The organism is Micromonospora sp. NPDC047753, from assembly GCF_040642735.1.
GTDB lineage: Bacteria > Actinomycetota > Actinomycetes > Mycobacteriales > Micromonosporaceae > Micromonospora.
Genome location: NZ_JBEYSL010000058.1, coordinates 1 through 20,880, shown reverse-complemented (window position 1 = coordinate 20,880; position 20,880 = coordinate 1). Strand labels below are relative to the sequence as shown.

General features: G+C 68.6%; 17 protein-coding genes and 1 pseudogene. 12 read left to right on the top strand and 6 right to left on the bottom strand.

Annotated elements, in window-relative coordinates:
• Positions 1-381: 381 nt before the first annotated feature.
• The gene (locus ABZ749_RS07900) at positions 382-1,560 is read right to left on the bottom strand and encodes a GDSL-type esterase/lipase family protein (protein WP_357224109.1); all 1,179 of its coding nucleotides are present in this window, start codon (positions 1,558-1,560) and stop codon (positions 382-384) included.
• Between ABZ749_RS07900 and ABZ749_RS07895 the strand changes: the two genes are divergently transcribed.
• Positions 1,553-1,762 carry a hypothetical protein gene (locus tag ABZ749_RS07895; protein WP_357224107.1) on the top strand — a complete coding sequence of 70 codons (210 nt, stop codon included), beginning with the start codon at positions 1,553-1,555 and terminating at the stop codon, positions 1,760-1,762. The genes ABZ749_RS07900 and ABZ749_RS07895 overlap by 8 nt on opposite strands.
• A 29-nt stretch (positions 1,763-1,791) precedes the next feature.
• Here ABZ749_RS07895 and ABZ749_RS07890 read toward each other — a convergent pair whose 3' ends face one another.
• Entirely contained in the window at positions 1,792-2,331 is a 540-nt protein-coding gene (locus ABZ749_RS07890; RefSeq protein WP_357224105.1) for an RNA 2'-phosphotransferase, read from the bottom strand.
• A 161-nt stretch (positions 2,332-2,492) separates the two neighbouring features.
• Here ABZ749_RS07890 and ABZ749_RS07885 point away from each other — a divergent pair, with 161 nt between their 5' ends.
• The 4 genes from ABZ749_RS07885 to ABZ749_RS07870 all read left to right on the top strand — a co-directional run bounded on the left by ABZ749_RS07885 (position 2,493) and on the right by ABZ749_RS07870 (position 7,857).
• A complete protein-coding gene (locus ABZ749_RS07885; RefSeq protein ID WP_357224102.1) occupies positions 2,493-3,257 on the top strand; it encodes an ATP-grasp domain-containing protein in 765 nt (254 codons plus the stop codon).
• An 82-nt stretch (positions 3,258-3,339) separates the two neighbouring features.
• Entirely contained in the window at positions 3,340-3,705 is a 366-nt protein-coding gene (locus ABZ749_RS07880) for a VOC family protein (protein ID WP_357224099.1), read from the top strand.
• 310 nt (positions 3,706-4,015) lie between these two features.
• Entirely contained in the window at positions 4,016-6,793 is a 2,778-nt protein-coding gene (locus ABZ749_RS07875; protein ID WP_357224097.1) for a LuxR C-terminal-related transcriptional regulator, read from the top strand.
• 101 nt (positions 6,794-6,894) lie between these two features.
• A complete protein-coding gene (locus ABZ749_RS07870) occupies positions 6,895-7,857 on the top strand; it encodes an alpha/beta hydrolase (RefSeq protein WP_357224095.1) in 963 nt (320 codons plus the stop codon).
• A gap of 103 nt (positions 7,858-7,960) precedes the next feature.
• On the opposite strand, the gene ABZ749_RS07865 is transcribed toward ABZ749_RS07870, so the two are convergent.
• The 3 genes from ABZ749_RS07865 to ABZ749_RS07855 form a co-directional block, all read right to left on the bottom strand.
• Complete coding sequence (locus ABZ749_RS07865) at positions 7,961-8,662, bottom strand: alpha/beta hydrolase (RefSeq protein WP_357224092.1); 702 nt, start codon at positions 8,660-8,662, stop codon at positions 7,961-7,963.
• Between the two features lie 32 nt (positions 8,663-8,694).
• The gene (locus ABZ749_RS07860; RefSeq protein WP_357224111.1) at positions 8,695-9,528 is read right to left on the bottom strand and encodes a carotenoid biosynthesis protein; all 834 of its coding nucleotides are present in this window, start codon (positions 9,526-9,528) and stop codon (positions 8,695-8,697) included.
• A gap of 284 nt (positions 9,529-9,812) precedes the next feature.
• Positions 9,813-9,989 (bottom strand): hypothetical protein, encoded by a 177-nt coding sequence (locus ABZ749_RS07855; protein WP_357224089.1) that lies wholly within the window; start codon positions 9,987-9,989, stop codon positions 9,813-9,815.
• A 206-nt stretch (positions 9,990-10,195) separates the two neighbouring features.
• Between ABZ749_RS07855 and aroQ the strand changes: the two genes are divergently transcribed.
• Positions 10,196-12,271, top strand: coding sequence for a gamma subclass chorismate mutase AroQ (aroQ, locus tag ABZ749_RS07850; protein WP_357224087.1), 2,076 nt, complete (start codon positions 10,196-10,198; stop codon positions 12,269-12,271).
• 21 nt (positions 12,272-12,292) lie between these two features.
• Here the strand turns inward: aroQ and ABZ749_RS07845 are convergent, their stop codons facing one another.
• Positions 12,293-14,833 (bottom strand): LuxR C-terminal-related transcriptional regulator, encoded by a 2,541-nt coding sequence (locus ABZ749_RS07845; protein WP_357224084.1) that lies wholly within the window; start codon positions 14,831-14,833, stop codon positions 12,293-12,295.
• 288 nt (positions 14,834-15,121) lie between these two features.
• Between ABZ749_RS07845 and ABZ749_RS07840 the strand changes: the two genes are divergently transcribed.
• The 6 genes and pseudogenes from ABZ749_RS07840 to ABZ749_RS07815 all read left to right on the top strand — a co-directional run.
• Positions 15,122-16,036 (top strand): alpha/beta hydrolase, encoded by a 915-nt coding sequence (locus ABZ749_RS07840; RefSeq protein ID WP_357224081.1) that lies wholly within the window; start codon positions 15,122-15,124, stop codon positions 16,034-16,036.
• Positions 16,036-16,557 carry a sigma-70 family RNA polymerase sigma factor gene (locus ABZ749_RS07835; protein ID WP_357224079.1) on the top strand — a complete coding sequence of 174 codons (522 nt, stop codon included), beginning with the start codon at positions 16,036-16,038 and terminating at the stop codon, positions 16,555-16,557. The genes ABZ749_RS07840 and ABZ749_RS07835 overlap by 1 nt, the downstream gene beginning before the upstream one ends.
• A 92-nt stretch (positions 16,558-16,649) precedes the next feature.
• On the top strand, positions 16,650-18,548 hold the full coding sequence (locus ABZ749_RS07830; protein WP_357224075.1) for a Na+/H+ antiporter NhaA: 1,899 nt from the start codon (positions 16,650-16,652) through the stop codon (positions 18,546-18,548).
• Between the two features lie 59 nt (positions 18,549-18,607).
• Positions 18,608-19,321 (top strand): SDR family oxidoreductase, encoded by a 714-nt coding sequence (locus ABZ749_RS07825; RefSeq protein ID WP_357224072.1) that lies wholly within the window; start codon positions 18,608-18,610, stop codon positions 19,319-19,321.
• A gap of 56 nt (positions 19,322-19,377) precedes the next feature.
• The gene (locus tag ABZ749_RS07820) at positions 19,378-20,463 is read left to right on the top strand and encodes an LLM class flavin-dependent oxidoreductase (RefSeq protein ID WP_357224069.1); all 1,086 of its coding nucleotides are present in this window, start codon (positions 19,378-19,380) and stop codon (positions 20,461-20,463) included.
• Positions 20,464-20,506: 43 nt separating this feature from the next.
• Positions 20,507-20,779, top strand: a pseudogene (locus ABZ749_RS07815) (hypothetical protein); the annotation flags it as partial.
• Positions 20,780-20,880 lie beyond the last annotated feature (101 nt).

Below are 20,880 nucleotides of genomic sequence, written 5' to 3'. Positions count from 1 at the left end.
GGGATTTTCGCCCACCGGCTCGGGGCGCACTCCAAGCGTGATGAGTGGGACAACTCGCCGAGGGAGTCGGGCGCCTCGAAGCCCGTCCGCAAGGGTCGCCGTACGTGTGCTGCGCCGGGCGCTGGCCAGGGAATGGAGCTGACATCGCGCACGCCGCGCTGGTCTGGACCGCCGCCGTCCCGGCGCTCAGGGCAGGGGGCGGCGGAACCTGAGCGGGCGATCACGCTTGATGCCACACCAAACCGCGATCGCGATGACCTGGCTGCTGATCGCTCTTCCTCCTCCCCGCCGTCGTCTTCACACCAGTACGGAGAGTCGGACGCTGGAGGATCGGTGGGCACGGCGCCACGTTCCACCGTTTGCGTCTCTGCGCTCGGACGGTCAGCCGGTCTTGGTGGCGAAGGGGCCGCCGTCGCCGAACGCGAGCCGCGCGAAGTTCTCCGCGATACGGCGATGTCCGGCAGGGTCGGGGTGCACCCCGTCGGGCAGTGGGAGTTCGGCGTAGTCCGCCTCGCCGTACAGGTCACGTCCGTCGAGGTAGTGCAGGTTCGGGTCATCGGCCGAGCGTTGTTCGACGATCCGGGCGAGTTCGTCACGGATGACGGTGAGGGTCAGCCGCCCAGCGCTGCGCTCGGCCGGATCGCCCGTGGCCTTGAACCGCAGAGTCCCGCCCTCGAAGTCCGGCACGAGGGGACCAGGGGTGTCCTCCTGAACCGGGCACAGGATGGCGGACACGACCAGCAGTGGTGTGGTCGGGTGCCCTTCGCGGACAGTGTCGAGGAAGCCGTGGACCGCAGGGGTGAAGGCGCGTAGACGCATCACGTCGCTGTTGACGATGTTGATGCCGATCTTGAAACTGATCAGGTCCGCAGGGATGTCCCGCATGGCGCGGGCGGTGAACGGGTCGAGCAGCGCGCTCCCGCCGAACCCCAGGTTGACCAACTGCACGCCGCCCTCGGCCGCGGCGAGGGCTGGCCAGATGGCGGTGGGATGATCGGCGTTCGAGCCGTGGCTGATGGAACTGCCGTGGTGCAGCCACGTCCTGCTTCCGTTGGGCGGGGTCTGCTCGACGGGCGCGTCGGTGCGCAGCGCGATCAACTCGGTGATCTCGGTGTGTGGAAGCCAGATCTCGATGTCTTTCTCACCGTCCGGCAGATCCGCGAAGCGGGCGGTGCCGGCCGGCCCTTCGGCCAGCACAGAGGTTTGGGTGAACATGTTGGTAACCGTCCGGACGTTGCCTTCGGGCACCGAGGTCTGTGCGGCCAGGCGGCCGTTGATCAGCAGGTCGTAGACGCCGTCCGGTGGGGGCGGGAAGCCCTGGTAGACCCGCTTGGTGGGCAGCGTGTCCAGTTCGATGGTGGTGGCCCGGGTACGGAAAGCCAGCCGCACGCCGGAGGGCTGGGCCTCAGCCATGGCCAGTTGGTCGTCGGGGATCTGCTGGCGTGCCCGGGCGGTCAGCCGATGCGGCAGTAAACCGCGCGCGGTCGCCTCCAGATCGACAAAGCCGCGCACGAGGTCCGCGGTGACCGGTGTGGTGATCCACTGGTGTTCGGTGGGCATTGCCTCAAGCCTCTCGATCGAGATCTCGATGTTCATCGCCGCGCCGCGCCGCGAACCGCTGGCGGTGGTGCGGCCGTCGTCGGGTCAGCGAGTGCTGCGGCTGCGTAAGACCGCGTCGAGCGAATCCACGATCCATTCCCAGGATTCCAGCGCACTGGGAGCGCTGTGTTCGAAACCACCGGCTAGCTCCAAGCTGACGTAGCCTCTCGGCGGCCCGGGCCAGGCCAGGGCTCAGTCGAGCAGATAGCTGGCAGGGACCGCGTCGGTCAGCCAGACGCCGTTCGCGCTGCGGTGGAACACGTGCCCGTCGGCGGCCATCGCCGCCGCGTCAACGGTGAGGATCACGACCCGACCGGCCCGCCGGGAGCCGACCCGATGGGCGGTCTCGGTGTCGGTGGAGAGATGGACGTGGTGCCGGCCCCCGCGGTGCAGGCCGGTGGCCCGGATCGACTCCAGCGCGTCGGCGCTGGTGCCGTGATAGAGCCGGTCCGGTGGGGTCACCGGGGGCAGTCCGAGGTCCACCGGGACCGAGTGGCCCTGGTTGGCCCGGATTCGCAGCACACCGTCGGTGCCGCGCTCGACAGCGAACCGCTGCTTGTCGTTGCCGGCGACGACCGCGTCCAGCTCGGCCCGCTCGATCCGTAGGGCGGCGAGCAGAGCGTCGACGGGAGTCCAACCGGCCGGGTCGAGCACCAGGCCGGCCCGGCCGGGTTCGTGCCGGAGGGCCTTCGACATCCGTTTGCTCAACTTCACCAGGTGCTCGCGATCCACTGTGACATTGTGGTCGAACCCCGTCGGTCGAATCGAGACGTTTTCCGACGACACCGAACACGGGTTTTCGCCTGCACCCACTGCAGGATCGTTGCCGGCGGCACCGGTCCGCCTGATAACCGCTGTAATTGTGACGGCGTATCGGGGCAGGATCATCAGCCGTGACACTTGTTCTGCCGCCACGTCTGACGGCCTCGGCTCGAAGCTTGCGCGACGCCGCTCATCGACGCGGAATACGCACCGTCCAGCTCGGCTCTTTCGAAGTGCCCGCCGGACTGCGTGCTGATCACCTTCATGCGGGACCGAGCTTCGCCGACGTCGTCGCACCGTTGCTGGGGATCGCGCCGCTGGAAGCGGAACCTGGCTGGCTGACTGGGCTTCCTCGTGAACTTACCCGCCGCGACATCACCCTGGTCGCCATCGGCGAGGCCTACGAACTCCGGCGACCGGCGTTCATCAAGTCGCCCAATGACAAGAACATCCCGGCGATGATCTACACGGATGGCTCCCGCCTGCCCGGCCCGGATACTGTCGACCGGCGGACTCCAGTGCTCGTCAGCGACATCGTCGACTTCACCGCCGAGTACCGGCTACACGTGCTCGACGCTGTTGTCTACGCCGGCAGTCAGTACGCCGCGCACGGCCGACTGCACCTCGGCCCTCCGTCAACCGACGCGCTAGCCTTCGGCGCCGATCTCATCGCCGGCTACGGGCACACGTTGCCCTCCGCCATCGTCGTCGACGTAGGACTGGTTGACGGTCACTGGGCCGTGATCGAGGCAAACGCCGCATGGGCCAGCGGCGCCTACGTAGCGGATCCCGACCTGGTCCTCGACGTCGTTCTTCGAGCGGCATGCCCAAGGGCTTCGGTGACCGCCCGCGACCGACAGTTCATCCGACGGCCTCAGCCGAGCGCTGCGCTGTGAGCGGTAGGTCCAAGCCGGTGTACTGATCTACCGAGTTGAGTGCTCCCTGACAAGGGCTCTGTGGCACGGCTACGTTGGGCCCATGACGACGACCTTGGGCCGATTTGCCGGCGTCACGATAGATTGTCAAGATCCACAGAAGCTGGCTGACTTCTGGTCCGCCGTGCTCGGCGGCCGGGTGATGGAATCCCTACCCGGCTGGCGGCGAGTCATCGTCACCGACGGCGGGCCGGTGTTGACGTTCCAACCGGTACCGGAGCCCAAGGTCGGCAAGGCGCGTCTGCACGTGGACATCGCTGTCGCCGACGCCGGTGAAGCGGTGGACCGGATCGGGGCGCTGGGCGGCCGGTGGACCGGCGAACGGCACGACTACCCGGAAGGCGCGGTTCTGGTGATGGCCGACCCGGAGAGCAACGAGTTCTGCGTCGTGCAGTATTACCAAAGATGACGACGCTGTCTGGATCATGGTCGCATCTCGGGGTGGCGTCGATGGAGGCAGCCGCGCTCTCGATGAGGTGGGCCGGCCGCTGGTGTTGCCGTGCCGGCATCAGGGACGGCCAGGGCAGCAGATCCGAACCACTGTGAGCCGCCTCCTCGGTTGGTGGATCCGCTCCCGGGGTTGAACCCTGCCGCTACCGCGATCGCCTCGACGAGGGTCGACTTACCGGCGCGTTGGCTGCGGGCAGAGGGGATTTTGTCGCCGGGGGTTGGCCACCGCGCCTGCTCAGCGGCTACGTCCCCGACTAGGGTTTATGGCGATGTTTCCCCAGGACGGCCGCGATGCGGCCACGAGCAGACGAAGACGGCGCAACGTGCTGTTGGACAGGAGCGTCGAACGCGCGGCGCTCGATCAGCTCCTCGCGGGTGGGCGTGTCGGCGTCAGCGGGGCCCTCGTGCTTCGTGGTGAGGCGGGAATCGGCAAGACCGCGCTACTGGATTACGCCCTTGCGCAGGCCGGGGATTGCCGGGTCGTCCAGGCCGCCGGGGTGGAGGCTGAAAGCGAACTCGCGTTTGCCGGCCTGCATCAGATCTGCGCGCCGGTCCTGGACCGCCTTGCGCGGCTGCCGGCTCAGCAGGGCCGGGCGCTGAGCACCGCGTTCGGTCTGAGCGTTGGTGAGGCACCGGACCTTTTCATGGTTGGTCTGGGAGTGCTCGGCCTGCTTGCTGGCTTCGCCGACGAACAGCCGGTCGTCTGCATCGTTGACGACGCCCAGTGGCTGGACCAGGCTTCGGCCCAGGTCCTCGGGTTCGTGGCCAGGCGGCTGAGAACCGAGTCGCTGATCATGATCTTCGCGGTACGCGGAGACCTCGACAGCGACGACATGCCGGAGCTGAAGGGCCTGCCGGTCATGACCGTCACCGGCCTGACCGACGAGCATTCGCGGGCGTTGCTCGCGTCCACGTTTCTCGGGCGAGTCGACGAGAGGGTGCTCGACCGCATCATCGCCGAATGCCACGGCAATCCCCTGGCGCTCACCGAACTGCCGCGTGGCTTCACTGCTGCTGAGCTCGGCGGCGGCTTCGGAATTATCAGCCACGGCGCTCTGCCTCGCCGCATCGAGGAGAGCTTCCGGCGACAGATTGCCGCTCTCCCTCCGGACGTCCGGACGTTACTTCTGGTCACCGCGGTCGAACCCGTCGGCGATCCCGTGCTGGTATGGGGCGCTCTCACTCGTATGGGCGTTCCCGTCGAGAGCCATCTCACCGCCTCGTGGCTCGCCGCAGAATTCGTGGATTTCGGCTTCGGGGTGCGGTTTCGGCATCCCCTGTTGCGCTCGGCGGTCTACCGGGCGGCCAGCGAAACGGAAAGGCGAAAGGCACATGCCGCGCTCGCCGACACGATGGAGCCCGGCACGGATCCGGACCGGCGAGCCTGGCACCGGGCGCAGGCAGCCGCAGGACCCGACGAGGACGTGGCGACCGAGTTGCAGACATCCGCCGCTCGGGCGCAGACCCGTGGCGGGTTCGCGGCGGCCGGAGTGTTCCTGGAACGAGCCGCGGAGCTGACTCCGGATCCGACCCGGCGGGCTTCGCGGCTGTTGGCGGCGGCGCAGGCCCGACATGTGGGCGGTGCTCCGGACGTCGCGCTGCGCCTGCTCGCCTTGGCCGAGGCCGATCATTCCTCCGAGCTTGACCGGGCGCGCGCGGATCTCCTGCGGGCCGACATCGCCTTCACGGTCGACCGAGGTCGCGAAACGGCGGACCTCTTCCTCAAGGCGGCTTCGCGGCTCGAGCCGCTGGACGTCGGTCTCGCCCGGAGCACGTATCTCGACGCCTTGCGCGCGGCCTGGTACGCGTCAGACTCGGGCAGCAGCGGCACCCTGGGCGATGTGGCCCGAGCGGCCGCTGCTGCGCCGGTTGCCACAGCGCCGGTGCGGCCCTCGGACCTTCTTCTGGACGGTCTGGCGGTGCGGTACACCGCGGGTTTCGCGGCCGCTGTGCCGAAGATGAAGGAGGCGCTGCAGGCGTTCCAGAAGCCGGATCTGGCGAGCGAGGAGGGCCTTCGGTGGATGTGGTTCGCCAGCTCCATCGCTACGGACCTCTGCCAGGACGATGCGGCGGACGCGCTCACCGGCAGCTACGTCCGGCTGGCGCGCGAGAGCGGGGCGTTGGCCGACCTACCCCTGGCGCTGACGACACGCATCCTCATGCACCTGTTCGCAGGCGACCTGTCCGAGGCATCCGTCCTGATCATGGAACTCGACGATGTGGCGGACGGAACCGGGATACCGGTGCCGAGCTACATGGCTCTGTTGCTCGCCGCGTGGCAGGGCGACGAGGCGCGGACCCTCGAATTGGCGGCCGTCAGCACCGCCGACGCCCGCCGCCGCGGTGAAGGGCTGGCCCCAGCGATCGTCGGCTGGGCCCAGGCGTTGCTCTACAACGGCGCGGGCCGGTTCGGTGAGGCGCTGAGCGCAGCTCAGCTGACGATCCAGTCGAGCCTGGAACCCGGGGTGTTGACCGGTGCGCCGCTCGTCGAGCTGATCATCGCCGCCGCCCGCAGCGGACAGCCCGAACTCGGGGCTGACGCATTGGAGCGGCTGTCGATCTCGACGCAGGCGTGCGGCACCGACTGGGCACTCGGTATGGAGGCGTGCTGCCGCGCGATGCTGACCAACGGTGCGAGGGCGGAGGATCTGTACGTCGAGGCGATCGAGCGGCTCAACCGTACGAAGATTCGACCGCTGACGGCACGCGCCCACCTCTACTACGGTGAATGGTTGTCCGAACTCGGCCGACGCGATGATGGTCGCGACCAGCTTCGGACGGCCTACGACATGTTCGCCGCGATGGGCATGGAGGCGTTTGCCGCCTCAGCCGCTCATCGGCTTGGGATGAACGTCCGTCAACGGCCGAGTAACGACGCCGGCCCGCTGACGCCACAGGAGACCCATATCGTCAAGCTGGCCCGTGAAGGACTTTCGAACGCGGAGATCGGAACCCGTCTGTTCATCAGTCCACGGACGGTCGAGTGGCATCTGAGCAAGATCTTCGCCAAGTTGGGCATAACCTCACGACGTCAATTGCGTCGCTGATCCCGGGACGGCGGCGGCACAGGGAAGCTCCGGCGCACCTGATCGCGCTCGGTAACGGTCTGCCGTCTCGGGTCGCTCACCACGAAGCACACTGGAGTCGTATGTCACAGAGTCGTTTCGTCGCGACCAACGGTATCAATATCAGGATATCGGAGGCGGGCGACGGGCCTCTCGTCCTCCTGCTGCACGGTTTTCCGGAGTCGGCTCACTCGTGGCGGCACCAGATCCGCCCGTTGGCGGCGGCCGGCTATCGGGTAGTGGCTCCCGAGCAACGAGGCTATGGCAGCAGTTCGCATCCGACGGCGGTCGAGGCCTATTCGATCATGCATCTGGTCGCCGACATCACCGGCCTCATGCGAGAGCTGGAGGCCCAGGACGCCGTGCTGGTCGGCCACGACTGGGGCGCCACTGTCGCGTGGAACATCGCCCTTATGCGTCCTGACCTGGTCCGGGGGGTGGTGGGGCTGAGTGTTCCCCCGTATCTGCGGGGAGATGCTGGGCAGCTGACGACCATGCGCGCGATGCACCACGGGCGGTTCTACGTGAACTACATCGAGGAGCCTGGCGTCGCGGACGAGGAGTTCGGCCGAGACCCGATGACGAGCTTGCGTCGTACCTTCTATGGCGTGAGCGGGGATAATCCGGCGAACCGTGCGCCTCGGGACATGCTGGTCCCCGTCGGTGGTGGGCTGCTGGAGGCGATCGACCCGGAGCGCAGTACGGCGCTGCCGGGCTGGCTGACCGAGGAGGACCTGGAGGTTTATGCCGCCCAGTTCGAGGACGGCTTCACCGGAGCGTTCAACTGGTATCGCAACCTCGACCGCAACTGGGAACTCACCGCCGCCTTCGACGGGATCCGTTTGCCGATGCCCGCGCAGTTCATCTCGGGCGATCTGGACCCGGTACTGGCGTTCCGTGGGCTCGAAGATTACGTGCGGACCCTTCCCCGTCGGCATGACCACTTCGCCGAGCCGATCTTCCTGCCCGGGTGCGGACACTGGATTCAGCAGGAACGCCCGCAGGAGGTCAACCGGCTGTTGCTCCAGTTTCTCGCTGCCCTCTGACAGCCCATTCCGGCACTGGCCGGTCCGGCCGCGGAACGGCCGGACCGGCAATGGCATCCTCGACCGGGACCGGTTCGTCCGGCGGGTCAGTCGGCTCGCATCCTCAGTTCCGGGCGGCTGCGCCCGCACGAGCTGTCAGGATGTCGGCGACCTGGTCCGGCGCTGACAGCATCGGCGAGTGGCCCGTCGCGATCCGCACGACATCGGTCGTCTGCGACGCATACTGCTCCTGCAGGGGGACCGGGAACTGCTTGTCCTCGGTGCAGATCACGTAGGTCGAGGGGACCCTGCGCCAGGCCGCCCGCGTCGTCGGCTGCACACAAGACAGCAGGCTCTGGTCGACGAGTTGGTCGATGGCCACCTTCGCGTCGACGTCCGAAAGGTCCGAGTAGAACGTCTCCCGCGGATTCCCGTACGCCTCGCGTGGCGCGAGGCCGCTGGGGTCTTCAGGCACAGGAATGCCGAAAGCCGTCGCTGCGGAAACCCCTTCGGCCGGCATGAAGGCGGCGACGTAGATCAGACGGACGAGGTTCGGGTGGTCATCGCCGAGCTGAGTGATGGTCAGGCCCGCGTGGGAGTGACCGACCACCACGACCGGGCCTTCGATCTCCCGCAGCCTCGCGGCCAGCACGTCGGCGTCCTCGTACAGGCCGGCTGTGGGCTGTTCGCCCGCGCTGGGCATGCTGATCGCCTCGGACTTCCATCCCTGGGCGTCGAGAATGCCTTGTACGGGCAGCCAGGCGGACGCGGTGTGATAGCCGCCGTGGACGAGCAGGAAGGACGGGGGAGGGGCAGAGTCACGCAAGGTGGAACTCCTTCTATTGGACATGCGACCGCCTAGGAGCGGCGCTGATCGGCCAGCCGGAGAGCGGCCAGCAGGGCAAGGAAGCCCATTCCGTAGATGGCGGAAAGGGCCGAGCTTTCGTAGACGTCCGTCGAGCGCCACAGGTGTCCGGTGGCGTCCATGACGTGTGCTGGTACGCCGTCGTGGCCGCCGGTCAGCCAGGTGACGACGTAGTCGCCGGCCACCACGACGTAGGCGACGATCGGTAGCGAGAGGTAGCCGCCGCGCCTCAGTTCGAGACTGTCGGCCTCGGGTCCCCACCGCCGCAGGTACAGCGCGAAGAGCTGGTAGAAGACGTAGACGGTCAGGCTCCAGCCCAGGAAGTTCGTGAGCGGCACCCCGAAGTACCCACCGCCGTCCTCCCACTCCCAGCGTCCCCGCAGGGTCGACGACGACGGGTCCAGGGCCAGATCCCAGGCCACCATCGCGAAGGAGGCGACGAGAGGCGTGCCGACGACTGCGACGACAGGGCTGCCCCGGTGAACCGGGCGGAACAGGATGGTGGCGAGGGACCAGGCCATGTAACCGACGGCGAAGTAGGCCGGCCCGATCAGCACGGGTACCTCGATCAGCTTGGCACCCAGCTCGTCGGTGTAGTGATAGTGGCCGAACGGCACGCCGGTCAGCACGCCGATGTCCTCGATGACGTTGCTGACCACCAGCGCCAGCAGAAGGAAGACCAGAATCCCCCGCCATCGGTAGGCCACGGCGCCGTGCGACAGAGCGAACGTCAGCTCCATCAGCAGGCTCACCACGGTCACCACCGAGCCTGCCAGAGGCAAGGGGATCAGGTTCGCGATCGCGTCCACGCCGACGGCGAACCACATCACGACGAGGACTGTCGGGGTCGGGCGCCGTCGGCGTTCGTACCGATCCCCGGCCTCGATCTGTTGAATTTGAGCACTCACAACCAACAGATACGAAGCGCCGTGGGCGAAGTTCTCCCGGTGTGAGAGATCACAGGGGTGGGCTCGTCTGACGAGGTTCAGGTCGCGTTGCGCGCCGGAGGTGGTGGCGTTCCGGCGGGTGCGTTCTCCGCTCGATCAGCGCAGCCGACACAGTTGAAACGCGCAGCCCGTCGCGTTCGGGCTGCGCGTCGTGTCCGGCGATGTCAACTGTTGATTGCGCCCATGATGGCGGCGTTCGTCCCGCTGTTCTCCGCCCGGTCCGCAGCCTTACGAGCCTCTTGCGGGGTAGCTCCTCCTGCGGATGCGCGCAGGTACGCCTCCTGGCGCCGCTGCTGGATCTGCTTGGTTCGCCGGTCCTTGAGCCTGCTCCAAATGGTCATGACAAGATCCTTTCCAAATCGGGGCGGCGACAAACCGCGAGGTCGGTGTCCGACTGGGCCCTGTACCAAACCTGCGGGGGTTTACCGGCGCATCTCGTCGACCGGGTGCCGTTGTGCAGCGGGCTGTGGCGGCAGGCGACGTGCAACGTGACGGTAGGCACAGGCCGGCAGTCGAACCGGGCGCTGAAGTCGACGTGAGAGCGGTCATGGAGTGGTCAGACGTGAACGAGCAGGAGTCGCTGCTCACGGCACTCGCTGCGGAACGGCTCGCGCTCGGTGACAAGGTCGCCGCCGCCAAGTACGGCAGCACGACCCCGATCAACGACGAAGCTCGGGAGGAGCGGCTGCTCGCGGACGTCGTCGCGCGTTCCCGGGAGATCGGGATCGACCCGTCGCTCAGCTGTCGCTTCTTCCGGGCTCAGATCGAGGCCAACAAGGTGCTCCAGCGGCGGCTGCACGCCCTGTGGAGGGATCATCCGGAACTTCGGCCACGATGCCGGCCGAATCTGGAGTCCGATGTGCGTCCGCAACTCGACACGATCACGCAGCAGATGCTTCTGCGACTGAAGGCACTCGAGAGCGCTCGGAAAGCGGCGCACCGTGTCGACGGCACCCTGCACGAGTCACTGCGCGTCCTGCACGAGGAGGCACTCCGCATCGCGCTCGGGCGGATCCGGGGGCAGGCCGCCACGAATGCGACATCCGACGGGAGCCCCGGGGTTGGTCCGGGGTCAGTACGGACTCGCTCGACAGGGCCGACTGCGACAGTGGCCGAAGCTGACCCGACTGTGCGATCCCGAAAGGCGAGAAGGATGGGAAATTCCGAATTCGAGGGTTCCGCGGGCGGGACCTACGACGTGATCGTCATTGGCGGTGGTCCCGTCGGACAGAGCGTCGCCGCTCGCGCCACGGCAGCTGGCCTGACCGTGGCGATCGTCGAGAGGGAACTCGTCGGCGGTGAATGTTCCTACTGGGCGTGTATTCCGAGCAAGGCGATGCTTCGCCCGGTCGTGGCGGTGGACGAGGCTCGCCGGCTCGACGGTGCACGGCAGGCCGTCACCGGGCCCGTCGACGCTGCCGGTGTGTTCCGCCGCCGCGACCTCTCGGTCACTGGTTGGGACGACTCCGGGCAGGCGCGGTGGGTCAAGGACATCGGTGCCGACCTGTTTCGTGGCCACGGCCGTGTCGACGGTCCGCGTCGTGTCGCCGTCGTGACCCCGGAGGAGCAGATCGTCGGTCTGACGGCCCGGCACGCGGTGGTGGTCTGTACCGGCAGCCGCGCGGCGATCCCGGACATGCCGGGTATCGCTGAGGCGTTGGTCTGGACGAACCGGACCGCCACCGACACATCGGCCGTTCCCGCGCGCTTGGCCATCATCGGCGGTGGCGCGGTCGGTGTGGAGATGGCCACCGCCTGGCAAGGTCTGGGGTCTGCGGTGACGTTGTTGGCGCGGGAGCCGCGTCTCCTACCGCGGCTCGAATCCTTCGCCGGCGAGATGGTCGGCGCGGCTCTGCGGAAGGCGGGGGTCGACGTCCGACAAGGTGCGACCGTGATGTCGATGCGCCGGCCGTCACCTACCGGTCCCGTGACGCTGGTGCTCGACGATGGAGCCGAGGTGGAAGCGGACGAGGTGCTCGTTGCCGTCGGACGCGTCCCGCTCACCGGTGACATCGGTCTTGAGACGGTGGGGCTCAGGTCGGGGTCCTGGCTCGACGTGGACGACACCTGCCGGGTCCACGGCGTCGAGGGCGGTTGGCTGTACGCGATCGGTGACGTCAACCACCGCGCACTGTTGACCCACCAGGGCAAGTACCAGGCCCGCGTCGTCGGCGACGCCATCGCGTCCGTTGCCGCAGGTAGGGCCCTGGACACCTCAGCCTGGGGTCCGCACGCGGCTACGGCTGACGTGCACGCCCTACCGCAGGTCATCTTCACCGATCCCGAGGTTGCGGCGGTCGGGCTCGCCGCCGACCAGGCGCGCCGCAATGGCCATGACGTGCGGGTCGTCGACGTCGACATGGCGGCAACCGTCGCTGGCGCTCGTCTGTTCGCGGACGACTATGAGGGCCGTGCACGCATGGTCGTCGACAGCGTAACCGAGCACATCCTCGGCGTGACCTTCGTGGGGCTCGGAGTCGCCGAACTGCTCCACTCGGCCACGGTCGCCGTGGCCGGGCAGGTGCCCATCAGCCGGCTGTGGCATGCCGTGCCGTCATTTCCGACGGTCAGTGAGGTGTGGCTGCGGCTGCTGGAGGCGTATCGCGACGGAAAGGACGCATGACCGCTGCAGATCCCGAAGCTGCTACAGCTTCGCGCGGGACCTGATGCCGAGTTTGGCGAAGGCCTTGTACAGGTGGTACTCGACCGTACGGGTGCTGATGGCCAACTGTGCGGCGATCTCGGCATTGCTCGATCCGGCCCGAGCCAGCGAGGCGACCTGGGTCTCCTGCGGGGTCAGCTGCCGTCGAGCCCCGCCGGTCTGCTGACGCGTGTTTTCCCCGGTCGCGTGCAGTTCCCGGCGGGCCCGCTCGACGAAGGCAACGGCGCCGACCTCGCCGAAACGCCCGCTTGCCGCGCGAAGCTGAGCCCGCGCTTCGACGCGGCGGTTACGCCGACGCAACCATTCGCCGTAGAGCAGTTCGGCCCGTGCCAGCCGATCGGGCAGGCCGGTGCGACCGAGCCGCTCGATGGCCTCCCGGTAGGACGCCTCCGCGTTCTGCTCGTTGGCGAGTAGCGCGTCGGCAGTTGCCTGGACGCCCATCGCCCAGTCGCTCCCCGCCGGGGTGGTGCGCCGCGAAAGTTGGGCCGCGGCCTCAACGGCCAGACTCTCGTCGCCCGAGCGGACCGCCGCCTCGACCAGCTCGATCAGCGCCCCACCCGTGACGCCGGGATGCTCCGACCGCAGCGCCGTGCGGGCCGCCCCGACGGCCAGGCCGTAGCGCCCTCCCGCGTTGTGCAGCGCCGCGGCCGCGAGCACCTCGGCGGTCCCGCTGTCGTGACCGCGAGCCTTCAGGGGAATCTGCGAGAGCAGGTCGTCGGGTCTTGGGCCTGGTCCGGTCGCGAGGTAACGCTGAGCCAGGTCTCGCCATGCCTGGCTGTCCCACACGTCCGCGGCGAGCAGACCCGCGAGGCCGAGCCACCGTGCCGCCCGGGGGTCGAGAGAGGGCTCCCGGAATGCCGAGATTGCTGCCCGCAGCGGGGCGACCGAGCGGGCGTAGCCGTCGAGTGCCCGTGTGGCCAGCCCGAACAGAAGCTGGTCGGCCGGTCGGCGGCCTTCTTCGCACACAGCGGCGCGGGCCTCGGTCGCCGTGACGAGCAGCAGCGCGCGATCCGTAGGCCCGCTGGCGAGCGTCGCCGCGAGGAGGGCATCGAGGTATGCCTCCCGTGCGTCGGCCGGGTCGAGTGGCCACAGTCGCCGGGCGGCCTCCAGCAGTTGGCGTGTGGGCTCCTCACCGGAGCACACGGCGGTCTGGATCCGAACTCGGTGCCATTTCCACCGAGCGGCGCGGACGGCGTCCTGCGACTCCGGCGCAACGGTGGCCAGGAGCCGCTGGGCACCGGCGAGGTCGCCGTGGTCGTACATCGCAGCCGACGCCGCGAGCGCGCGGTCGGCGCGCCCGGCCGGCTCGCTGGTGAGCAGGGCGGCCCTCTCGAGGAATGCGGCACGGGCCGCTGTGCCACCTCGGGTCTGCGCCAGGCCGGCGTGGGTCGCGAGGTCATCGGCGAGAACGTCGTCGCGGGCGGTGGCCGCCAGGCCGAGGTGCCACAACCGCCGGGTCGGATCGCCGATCGTGTTCTCGGCGAGCTTGCGGTGGATCAGTCGCCGTTCGGCGGGCACAGCCGAGTGGTAGCTGACCGATCTCAGCTCTGCGCAGGCGAAGGTGACATGATCGCCGACCTCGACCAGATGGGCCGTGACGAGGATCTCCGGGTCGGCGCCCAGCTCGGCGGCCATGCGCTCGAAGAGCGGGACGTCACCGGTCGGGTCGGCCGCCGCGGCGAGCAGAAGCCGCCGCGACACCGGGGTGAGCTGACCGATACCGCTCGGACAGTCGCCCGCGTGCGAGCACGAACGGGCGCGACGTGGGCCGGGGATCGCGAATCCGCCGGCCAGCTCCGCCGCCGAGTAGCCCCGCAGCGACTCCACCAGCACGCACATCTCTCCGCCGGATTCTGCCAGCATGCGTTCGGCCACGACCTCGTCGACGAGATCCGGCCAGACGGCCCCGAGCTGACCGCGGAGTTCGCTGCGATCGATCGGCCGCACGTGGATCACCGGGAACTGCTCGAATGGGTCGAGCTGCGGCGTATGCAAGCCGGCGAGCACGATCATCAGGGCTCGCTGGGTTGCGTGGGCGGCGACGAAGGCCAGAACCTCGGCGGTGGGCTCATCCAGCCAGTGGGCGTCGTCGACGGCGGCGCAGACGGGCTGCACCTGGGCGATGCCGCTGAGCAACTCGAGCACAGCGGGCGCGACCACGTCAACACAGGGCCTGGGCTCGTCGATCAGGCCGAACGCGGCCTTCAGTGTCGCGAGATGAGCGCTCGGAAGGAACGCGCAGCCCTCAAGCAGCTCACCACAGAGCAGATGCAGCGCTGCGAAGGGGATCCCCTGCTCGGCAGCGACCGGCCGAATCCGAAGCACGCGGAAGTTGGCAGCCTGGTCGATCAGCTGGTCCAAGGCAGCTGAGCTGCGGATGCCGCGCCTTCCGACGATGCGTACCCCACCGCCGTAACCGGCGGCCGTACGCCGCCTCAGCTCCTCGAGCCGGTTCTCGTCAGGCCCGTCGAGCGGCGGCCGAGGGCTTGCCGGTGGGCCCTCGGCGTCTGGGTCAACGTCCATCGGGCAATCCTGCGCGCCGTCAGCCGGATCGAGTCAGGGGTCCGCCACCGGTTGCACCCCCGGACGTTGGCAATCTTCCCCGGGGAAGCCCGTGAACGGGACAATATTGCCTAAAAGGTACGGCGAGCCTCGTTGTTGATTGACGTATCGCCCAACACCCCCGGGGCCAAGGCCGGGGGTCGGCCCGGGGTTGATTCGGAGGCGAAGCCCTTTCTCGCCGAGCCAAGCTCGCAACCGTACAGGTCGAAGACCGTCCTGACGGTTCACCGCAGTGAAGGAGGGGGAGTCGTGCCGAACGTTCACCACCGGTATGCCTCAGTAGCAGGGCGTCAATTGTTCTACCGGGAGGCCGGCCCGACCGACGCGCCGACCGTGGTCCTCCTGCACGGGTTCCCGACGTCGTCGTTCATGTTCCGCAACCTGATCCCGGCGCTGGCCGATCAGTATCACGTCATCGCGCCCGACCACCTCGGGTTCGGGCTGTCGGACGCTCCCGCAGCCGACGAGTTCGGCTACACCTTCGACGCGTTGACCGACCTCACCGCCGACCTGCTGAAGCAGCTCGGCATCGAGCGGTACGCCATCTACGTACAGGACTACGGAGCACCCGTCGGATTCCGGCTGGCCCTGCGCGACCCCGAGGCGATCACGGCGATCATCACGCAGAACGGCAACGGGTACGAGGAGGGTTTCGTCGACAGCTTCTGGCAGACGGTGTGGAACTACCAGAAGGAGCAGACCCCGGAGACCGAGTCCGCCATCCGTGCGGCGCTCACCCTGGACGTGACCCGCTGGCAGTACCTCACCGGCACGCCCGACGAGACCCTGATCAGCCCGGACACCTGGCATCACGACTACGCCCTGCTGAGCCGGCCCGGCAACGACGACATCCAGCTTGCCCTGTTCCGCGACTACGCCACCAACCCGCCGCTCTACCCTCGTCTGCACGAGTACCTGCGCAGCAGTGGCGTACCGGTGCTGGCGGTGTGGGGCCGTGGCGACGAGATCTTCGGCCCGGACGGTGCGCGGGCCTTCGCCACCGACGCCACCGACGCCGAGATCCACCTGCTCGACGGCGGGCATTTCCTGCTCGAAAGCGCCGGCGAGGAGGTTGCCACGATCATCCGCGACTTCCTCGGCCGCCGGCTGTCCATGGCCATGCCCGACAGAGGGAAGGCGACCACGCGGTCCAGGAGTTCTTGATGACCAGTCATGCTCCACGCCTCGACGACGTGGACAAGTTGCGGCAGATCTTCGAGGAACGCTCCGGCGTCCTGCTCCGGTATCTCAAACGAATCAACACCTACCGGCCGCAGATCGTCGAAGACCTCCTGCAGGAGACGATGTTGAAGGTCTGGCGGCACATCGGCGACGTCCCCGCCGACGAGGACCACATCCAGCCATGGCTCTTCACGATCGCTCGCAACGTGTCGGCGGACGAGGCGCGCAAGCGCGTACGGCGGCCCCAGGAGTTCCAGGGCGAACGCGAATTGCAGAACTATTCCTCGCCGGCGGACCCGATGGACTTCGTGGTGGCCCGCGAGTCCATGTTGGACGCGTTCCGCAAGCTGAGCCCCGAGCGCCGCAGAGCGTTCGAGGAGGTCTACCTCCAGAGCCGCAGCGCAGGCGATGCCGCCGACCTCCTTCGCGTGCCGATCGGAACGGTCAAGTCGCGAGCCTTCCACGCGATGAGTTCCCTGAGATCAGCGGTTCTCTCCGCCTGACGATGCCGGCACGCCGAGCCAGGGGCTGGCCGGTGGCCGTGCGCAAGCGAACGGCAGGCTCTCACCCGACCGGACCGGTCACGAGGAAAGCGATGCGGCAGGTGCGACAAGCGATCAAGTCCGACTCGATGACGTCCATGGTGATGACGCCCATCGGGACGACGGCCCGCCGCGGGCCTCCGCGTATCCGATCCGCCGGCGCCACGCTCCTCGTCGCCGCCATCGCCGTCGCCCTCGTCTGGGCGAACCTGCCCTCGCTCGACTACGACGGCCTCTGGTCCTGGGTCCTGACCGTCCAGCTCGGCCCATGGGCGGCGCACCTCGACCTACGCACCTGGGTCAACAGCGGGTTGATGACGTTGTTCTTCCTCGTCGTCGGCCTCGAAGCGCGCCAGGAGTTCGATCTGGGTGACCTGCGCGAGCGACGTCGCCTGGCCCTCCCGGTGCTCGCCGGCGCGGCGGGGATGGTGATTCCGGTCAGCATCTATCTGATCGTGAACCACGGGGGAGCCGGTGCCGTGGGATGGGGCATCGCGATGTCCACCGACACAGCGCTCGCGCTGGGAGCCTTCTCGCTGATCGCGGCACACGCGCCGGAGCGAATCCGAACCTTCGTCCTGACCGTGTTCGTCGTCGACGACCTGGTTGCCCTGATCGTGATCGCCCTCGCCTACAGCGAGCACATCGCGGTGCCGGGCATGGCGGTGGCCGTGGTGGCCTACGCCGGCCTGCTGGCAGGCCGCCGCCTGCCGCACCGGCTCCGAGGCTGGAGTTTCGCGCTGGGTACTGTCCTGACCTGGGCTGGGCTGCTCTCGGCCGGCGTCGACCCGGTGGTCGCTGGGCTGGCCGCAGGGCTGGCCACGACGGCATACACGCCCAGCCGCACCGAGCTTCAGGAGGCGACCAGGCTGGTCCGGCTGTTCCGGGAGCAGCCGTCGGCGAAGCTGGCGGCCGTGGCCACCCGGGGTCTGGCTGGTGCGCTGTCGGCCAACTCCCGGATGCGCCATACCCTGCACGCCGCGACCAGCTACGGGATCGTCCCGCTGTTCGCGCTGGCCAACGCGGGCATCGTCATCGACGGTGACTCGCTGCGCCAGGCCCTCCGATCGCCGATCACGATCGGCGTCGTCCTCGCCTACGTCGTGGGCAAGCCGGCTGCCGTCGTCCTCACCTCCTGGCTGGCGGAACGCCTCAGCGGAGGCTCGCTGCGCCCACCCGTTGGTTGGGGCGCGGTCCTGGAGAGCGGCACGATCGCCGGGATCGGCTTCACCGTATCGCTGTTGATCGCGAACCTGGCCTTCACCGGTGATGCGCTCGACCAGGCAAAAATCGGGATCCTTGCGGCAGCGGCCGGTGCGGCTCTGCTGAGCTTCGCCGTCTACCGCGTCATCGAGACCCTTCCGGAGGGAGTACGGGCTCGGGCGTTGCTCGGCACCGCGGGGCGGCTGGTCGACCTGGCCGAGCCGGTGGACGACAACCGCGACCACATCCAAGGCCCTCCCACCGCCGCCGTCACCGTCGTCGAGTACGGCGACTTCGAATGCCCGTGGACCGCGATGGTCGGGCCCACCGCCCAGGAGTTGCTCATCGCGAACACCGACGTGCGGTACGTGTGGCGGCATCTGCCGCTGCCGGACGTCCATCCGTACGCGCAGACAGCCGCCGAAGCCGCCGAGGCCGCCGGGGACCAGGGTGCCTTCTGGCCAATGCACACCCTGCTGCTCGACCGCCAGGACCGACTCACCCCTGACGACCTGACCGGGTACGCCGAGCAGCTCGGCCTCGACCTCGACCAGTTCCGCGACGACCTGGCCCGCCACCGGCACGAGGCCCGGGTTCAGCGCGACATCGATTCGGCCGACCGCAGCGGTGTGGCCGGCACTCCCACGTTCTTCGTCAACGGCCGGCGTCACGACGGACCCCAGGACCTCACCACTCTCAATCGCGTCATCGACGAGGCGCGAGCCCAGGCCACCGTCGTCAACCGCTGATCAACTCCGCCTGGCGACCCTCGATGGCGTCCGCCTGAATCCCGAAGAGGAACTGAGTTATGCACACTGAACTGCAGAACCGAACAGTCCTGGTGATTGGCCGGAGCGGCGGCATTGCCGGTGCGATCGTCACCGCCGTACGCGCCTCCGGCGCCACAGTGATCGTCGCCTCCCGCAACCGTGACGCCCTGGCGGACGCGTACGGCGAGGAGCTGACCGTGGAATCCGTCGACGTCACGGATGAGGCGAGCGTGGCGGCGCTCGCGCAACGGTTGGGTCGCGTCGACCATGTCGTGTCGACAGCATCGGCCCGGGCTCGCGGACGTCTGAGCGACCTGCAGCCGGCCGCCGTGCTGCAGTCTCTGTCGACCAAGGTGCTCGGCCCGATCCTGCTGGCCAAACACCTCGCGCCGCGCATGCCGCAGGACGGCAGCTTCGTCTTCTTCTCGGGCGCGACAGCCCGCAAGCCGGTGCCGGGCATGCTGGCGGTCGCAGCCACCAACGGTGGCGTCGACGCGGTCACCCGGGCCCTGGCCGTGGAACTCGCACCGCTGCGGGTGAACGCGGTCTCGCCGGGCACCATCGACAGCGGTGCCTACGACGCGCTCGGCGAGGAGCAGAAGGAAGAGCTCTTCGCGAGTCGGGCGGCCCGCAACCCGGCCGGTCGGGTGGGCGACCCGGACGACGTCGTCCGCGCGGTCCTCTATGCCCTCACGAGCACCTTCACGACCGGCACCACGCTGGCCGTCGATGGTGGCGAGACGTTGGTCTGACGATGGTGCCTCAGTAGGCCCCACGTTCGTTTCGGTTCGAGGTCAGGGGAGTGGCGATGGAACAAGGACGTGGCACCAATCTGCCGACAGGCGCGGCCCCGGACGGGCGGCACGGGACGAGTCCGGCACCGCTGTCGATTCTCGATCTGGTCATCAGGGGCACCGGGAGCCAGCCGGCCGACGCGCTCCACCAGACCAGGATCCTGGCGCAGGCCGCCGAGCGTTGGGGCTATCGGCGCTTCTGGGTCGCCGAACACCACAGCTTTCCCGCCTCAAGCAGCCCGGCCCCTGCCGTCCTCCTCGCCCACCTCGGTGCCGCGACCCGCTTCATCAGGCTGGGGTCGGGAGGGGTCATGCTCACCAACCACGCACCACTGATCGTGGCCGAGCAGTTCGGCGTCCTGAACGCCTTCCATCCCGGCCGCATCGACCTGGGGGTCGGCCGAAGTCCCGGTGGTCTGCCGTCGGTCATGCAGGCGCTGCGTCGCAGCGGCGAGGGCTCGGATGGCAGCACTTTCGGCGACGACGTCGAGGAGCTTCTGGGCTTCCTTCGCAACGCCTTCCCAGAGAACCATCCTTACCGGCGTGACAACGTGCACGTGGTGCCGGCGGCGCCCAACCTTCCCGTCTGGACACTTGGCTCGGGAGCCACGGGTGCAGAGGTGGCGGCACGCCTCGGCCTGCCATTCGCGGCTGCCTTCCACATCAATCCCGTGCAGTCCCTGCGGGCCGTCGACGAGTACCGGAGAACCTTCCGGCCGTCCGCCGCCCTGGCCGCACCACACGTGATGGTCTCCGTGAACGTCACCTGCGCCCCGACCGCACCCGAAGCCGAACGCCTGGCTCGGCCGGGTGCGCTGATGATGATGCTTGCGCGGCAGGGAAAGCAGGCCGTCCTTCCCCGCCCGGACGAGGCGGAGCACCGCCCTTACGCGCCGGAGGAGAAGGAGTTCGTCAAAAGCTGGCTGGGCAACGTCATCCACGGGGCGCCCGACATGGTGCGCGAAGGTCTGACAGCGCTGCAGAGGCGAACCCATGCCGACGAGTTGATGCTCACCTCGTTGATCCACGACCCCGCCGACCGCGTACGGTCCTTGGGCCTTGTCGCCGAAGAGTTCGGACTTGCCACAGGCTCTTCCTGACCCGGGACGCCGCTGAACTCGCAGCAGGGTGGTTGCCGACCGATCGAGGTTGTCGTACGTACCGGATCTCATTGCCGCCAAACGGGAGGCCGAGCATGGCCCGCTCCCCGCGGGCGTTGCAGGGTGGCTCGCCACCGACGTGTCGCGGCTGCGCACCGAGCTGGAGACGGCCCGGGACGCCTCGGTGTTGCCCGAACGCGCAGTTCCGGCAGCCGTGAACGCCCTGCACGACCTGGTGGTGCGCACCCGACTGCACGGGCTCCCCACCAGGGTCGTGAGTCAGCGGGCTGAGGTCGGCCGAAGGTCCGTCATCTGAGACACACGAGCAGCTCCGCCCAGGCGGCGTGCGCGTCCGCGCGGGCCCGGTTGGCGTCCGCGCTGACCACCACCGGACGTGCCCCCGGCTCGCTGTCGCCG

Bases quoted from the DNA above. Each gene is read 5' to 3' on its own strand.
- ABZ749_RS07900 (WP_357224109.1), bottom strand. From the start codon at position 1,560: ATGCCCACCGAACACCAGTGGATCACCACACCGGTCACCGCGGACCTC.
- ABZ749_RS07880 (WP_357224099.1), top strand. From the start codon at position 3,340: ATGACGACGACCTTGGGCCGATTTGCCGGCGTCACGATAGATTGTCAA.
- ABZ749_RS07875 (WP_357224097.1), top strand. From the start codon at position 4,016: ATGTTTCCCCAGGACGGCCGCGATGCGGCCACGAGCAGACGAAGACGG.
- ABZ749_RS07870 (WP_357224095.1), top strand. From the start codon at position 6,895: ATGTCACAGAGTCGTTTCGTCGCGACCAACGGTATCAATATCAGGATA.
- ABZ749_RS07860 (WP_357224111.1), bottom strand. From the start codon at position 9,528: ATGTGGTTCGCCGTCGGCGTGGACGCGATCGCGAACCTGATCCCCTTG.
- ABZ749_RS07855 (WP_357224089.1), bottom strand. From the start codon at position 9,989: ATGACCATTTGGAGCAGGCTCAAGGACCGGCGAACCAAGCAGATCCAG.
- aroQ (WP_357224087.1), top strand. From the start codon at position 10,196: ATGGAGTGGTCAGACGTGAACGAGCAGGAGTCGCTGCTCACGGCACTC.
- ABZ749_RS07845 (WP_357224084.1), bottom strand. From the start codon at position 14,833: ATGGACGTTGACCCAGACGCCGAGGGCCCACCGGCAAGCCCTCGGCCG.
- ABZ749_RS07835 (WP_357224079.1), top strand. From the start codon at position 16,036: ATGACCAGTCATGCTCCACGCCTCGACGACGTGGACAAGTTGCGGCAG.
- ABZ749_RS07830 (WP_357224075.1), top strand. From the start codon at position 16,650: ATGCGGCAGGTGCGACAAGCGATCAAGTCCGACTCGATGACGTCCATG.
- ABZ749_RS07825 (WP_357224072.1), top strand. From the start codon at position 18,608: ATGCACACTGAACTGCAGAACCGAACAGTCCTGGTGATTGGCCGGAGC.
- ABZ749_RS07820 (WP_357224069.1), top strand. From the start codon at position 19,378: ATGGAACAAGGACGTGGCACCAATCTGCCGACAGGCGCGGCCCCGGAC.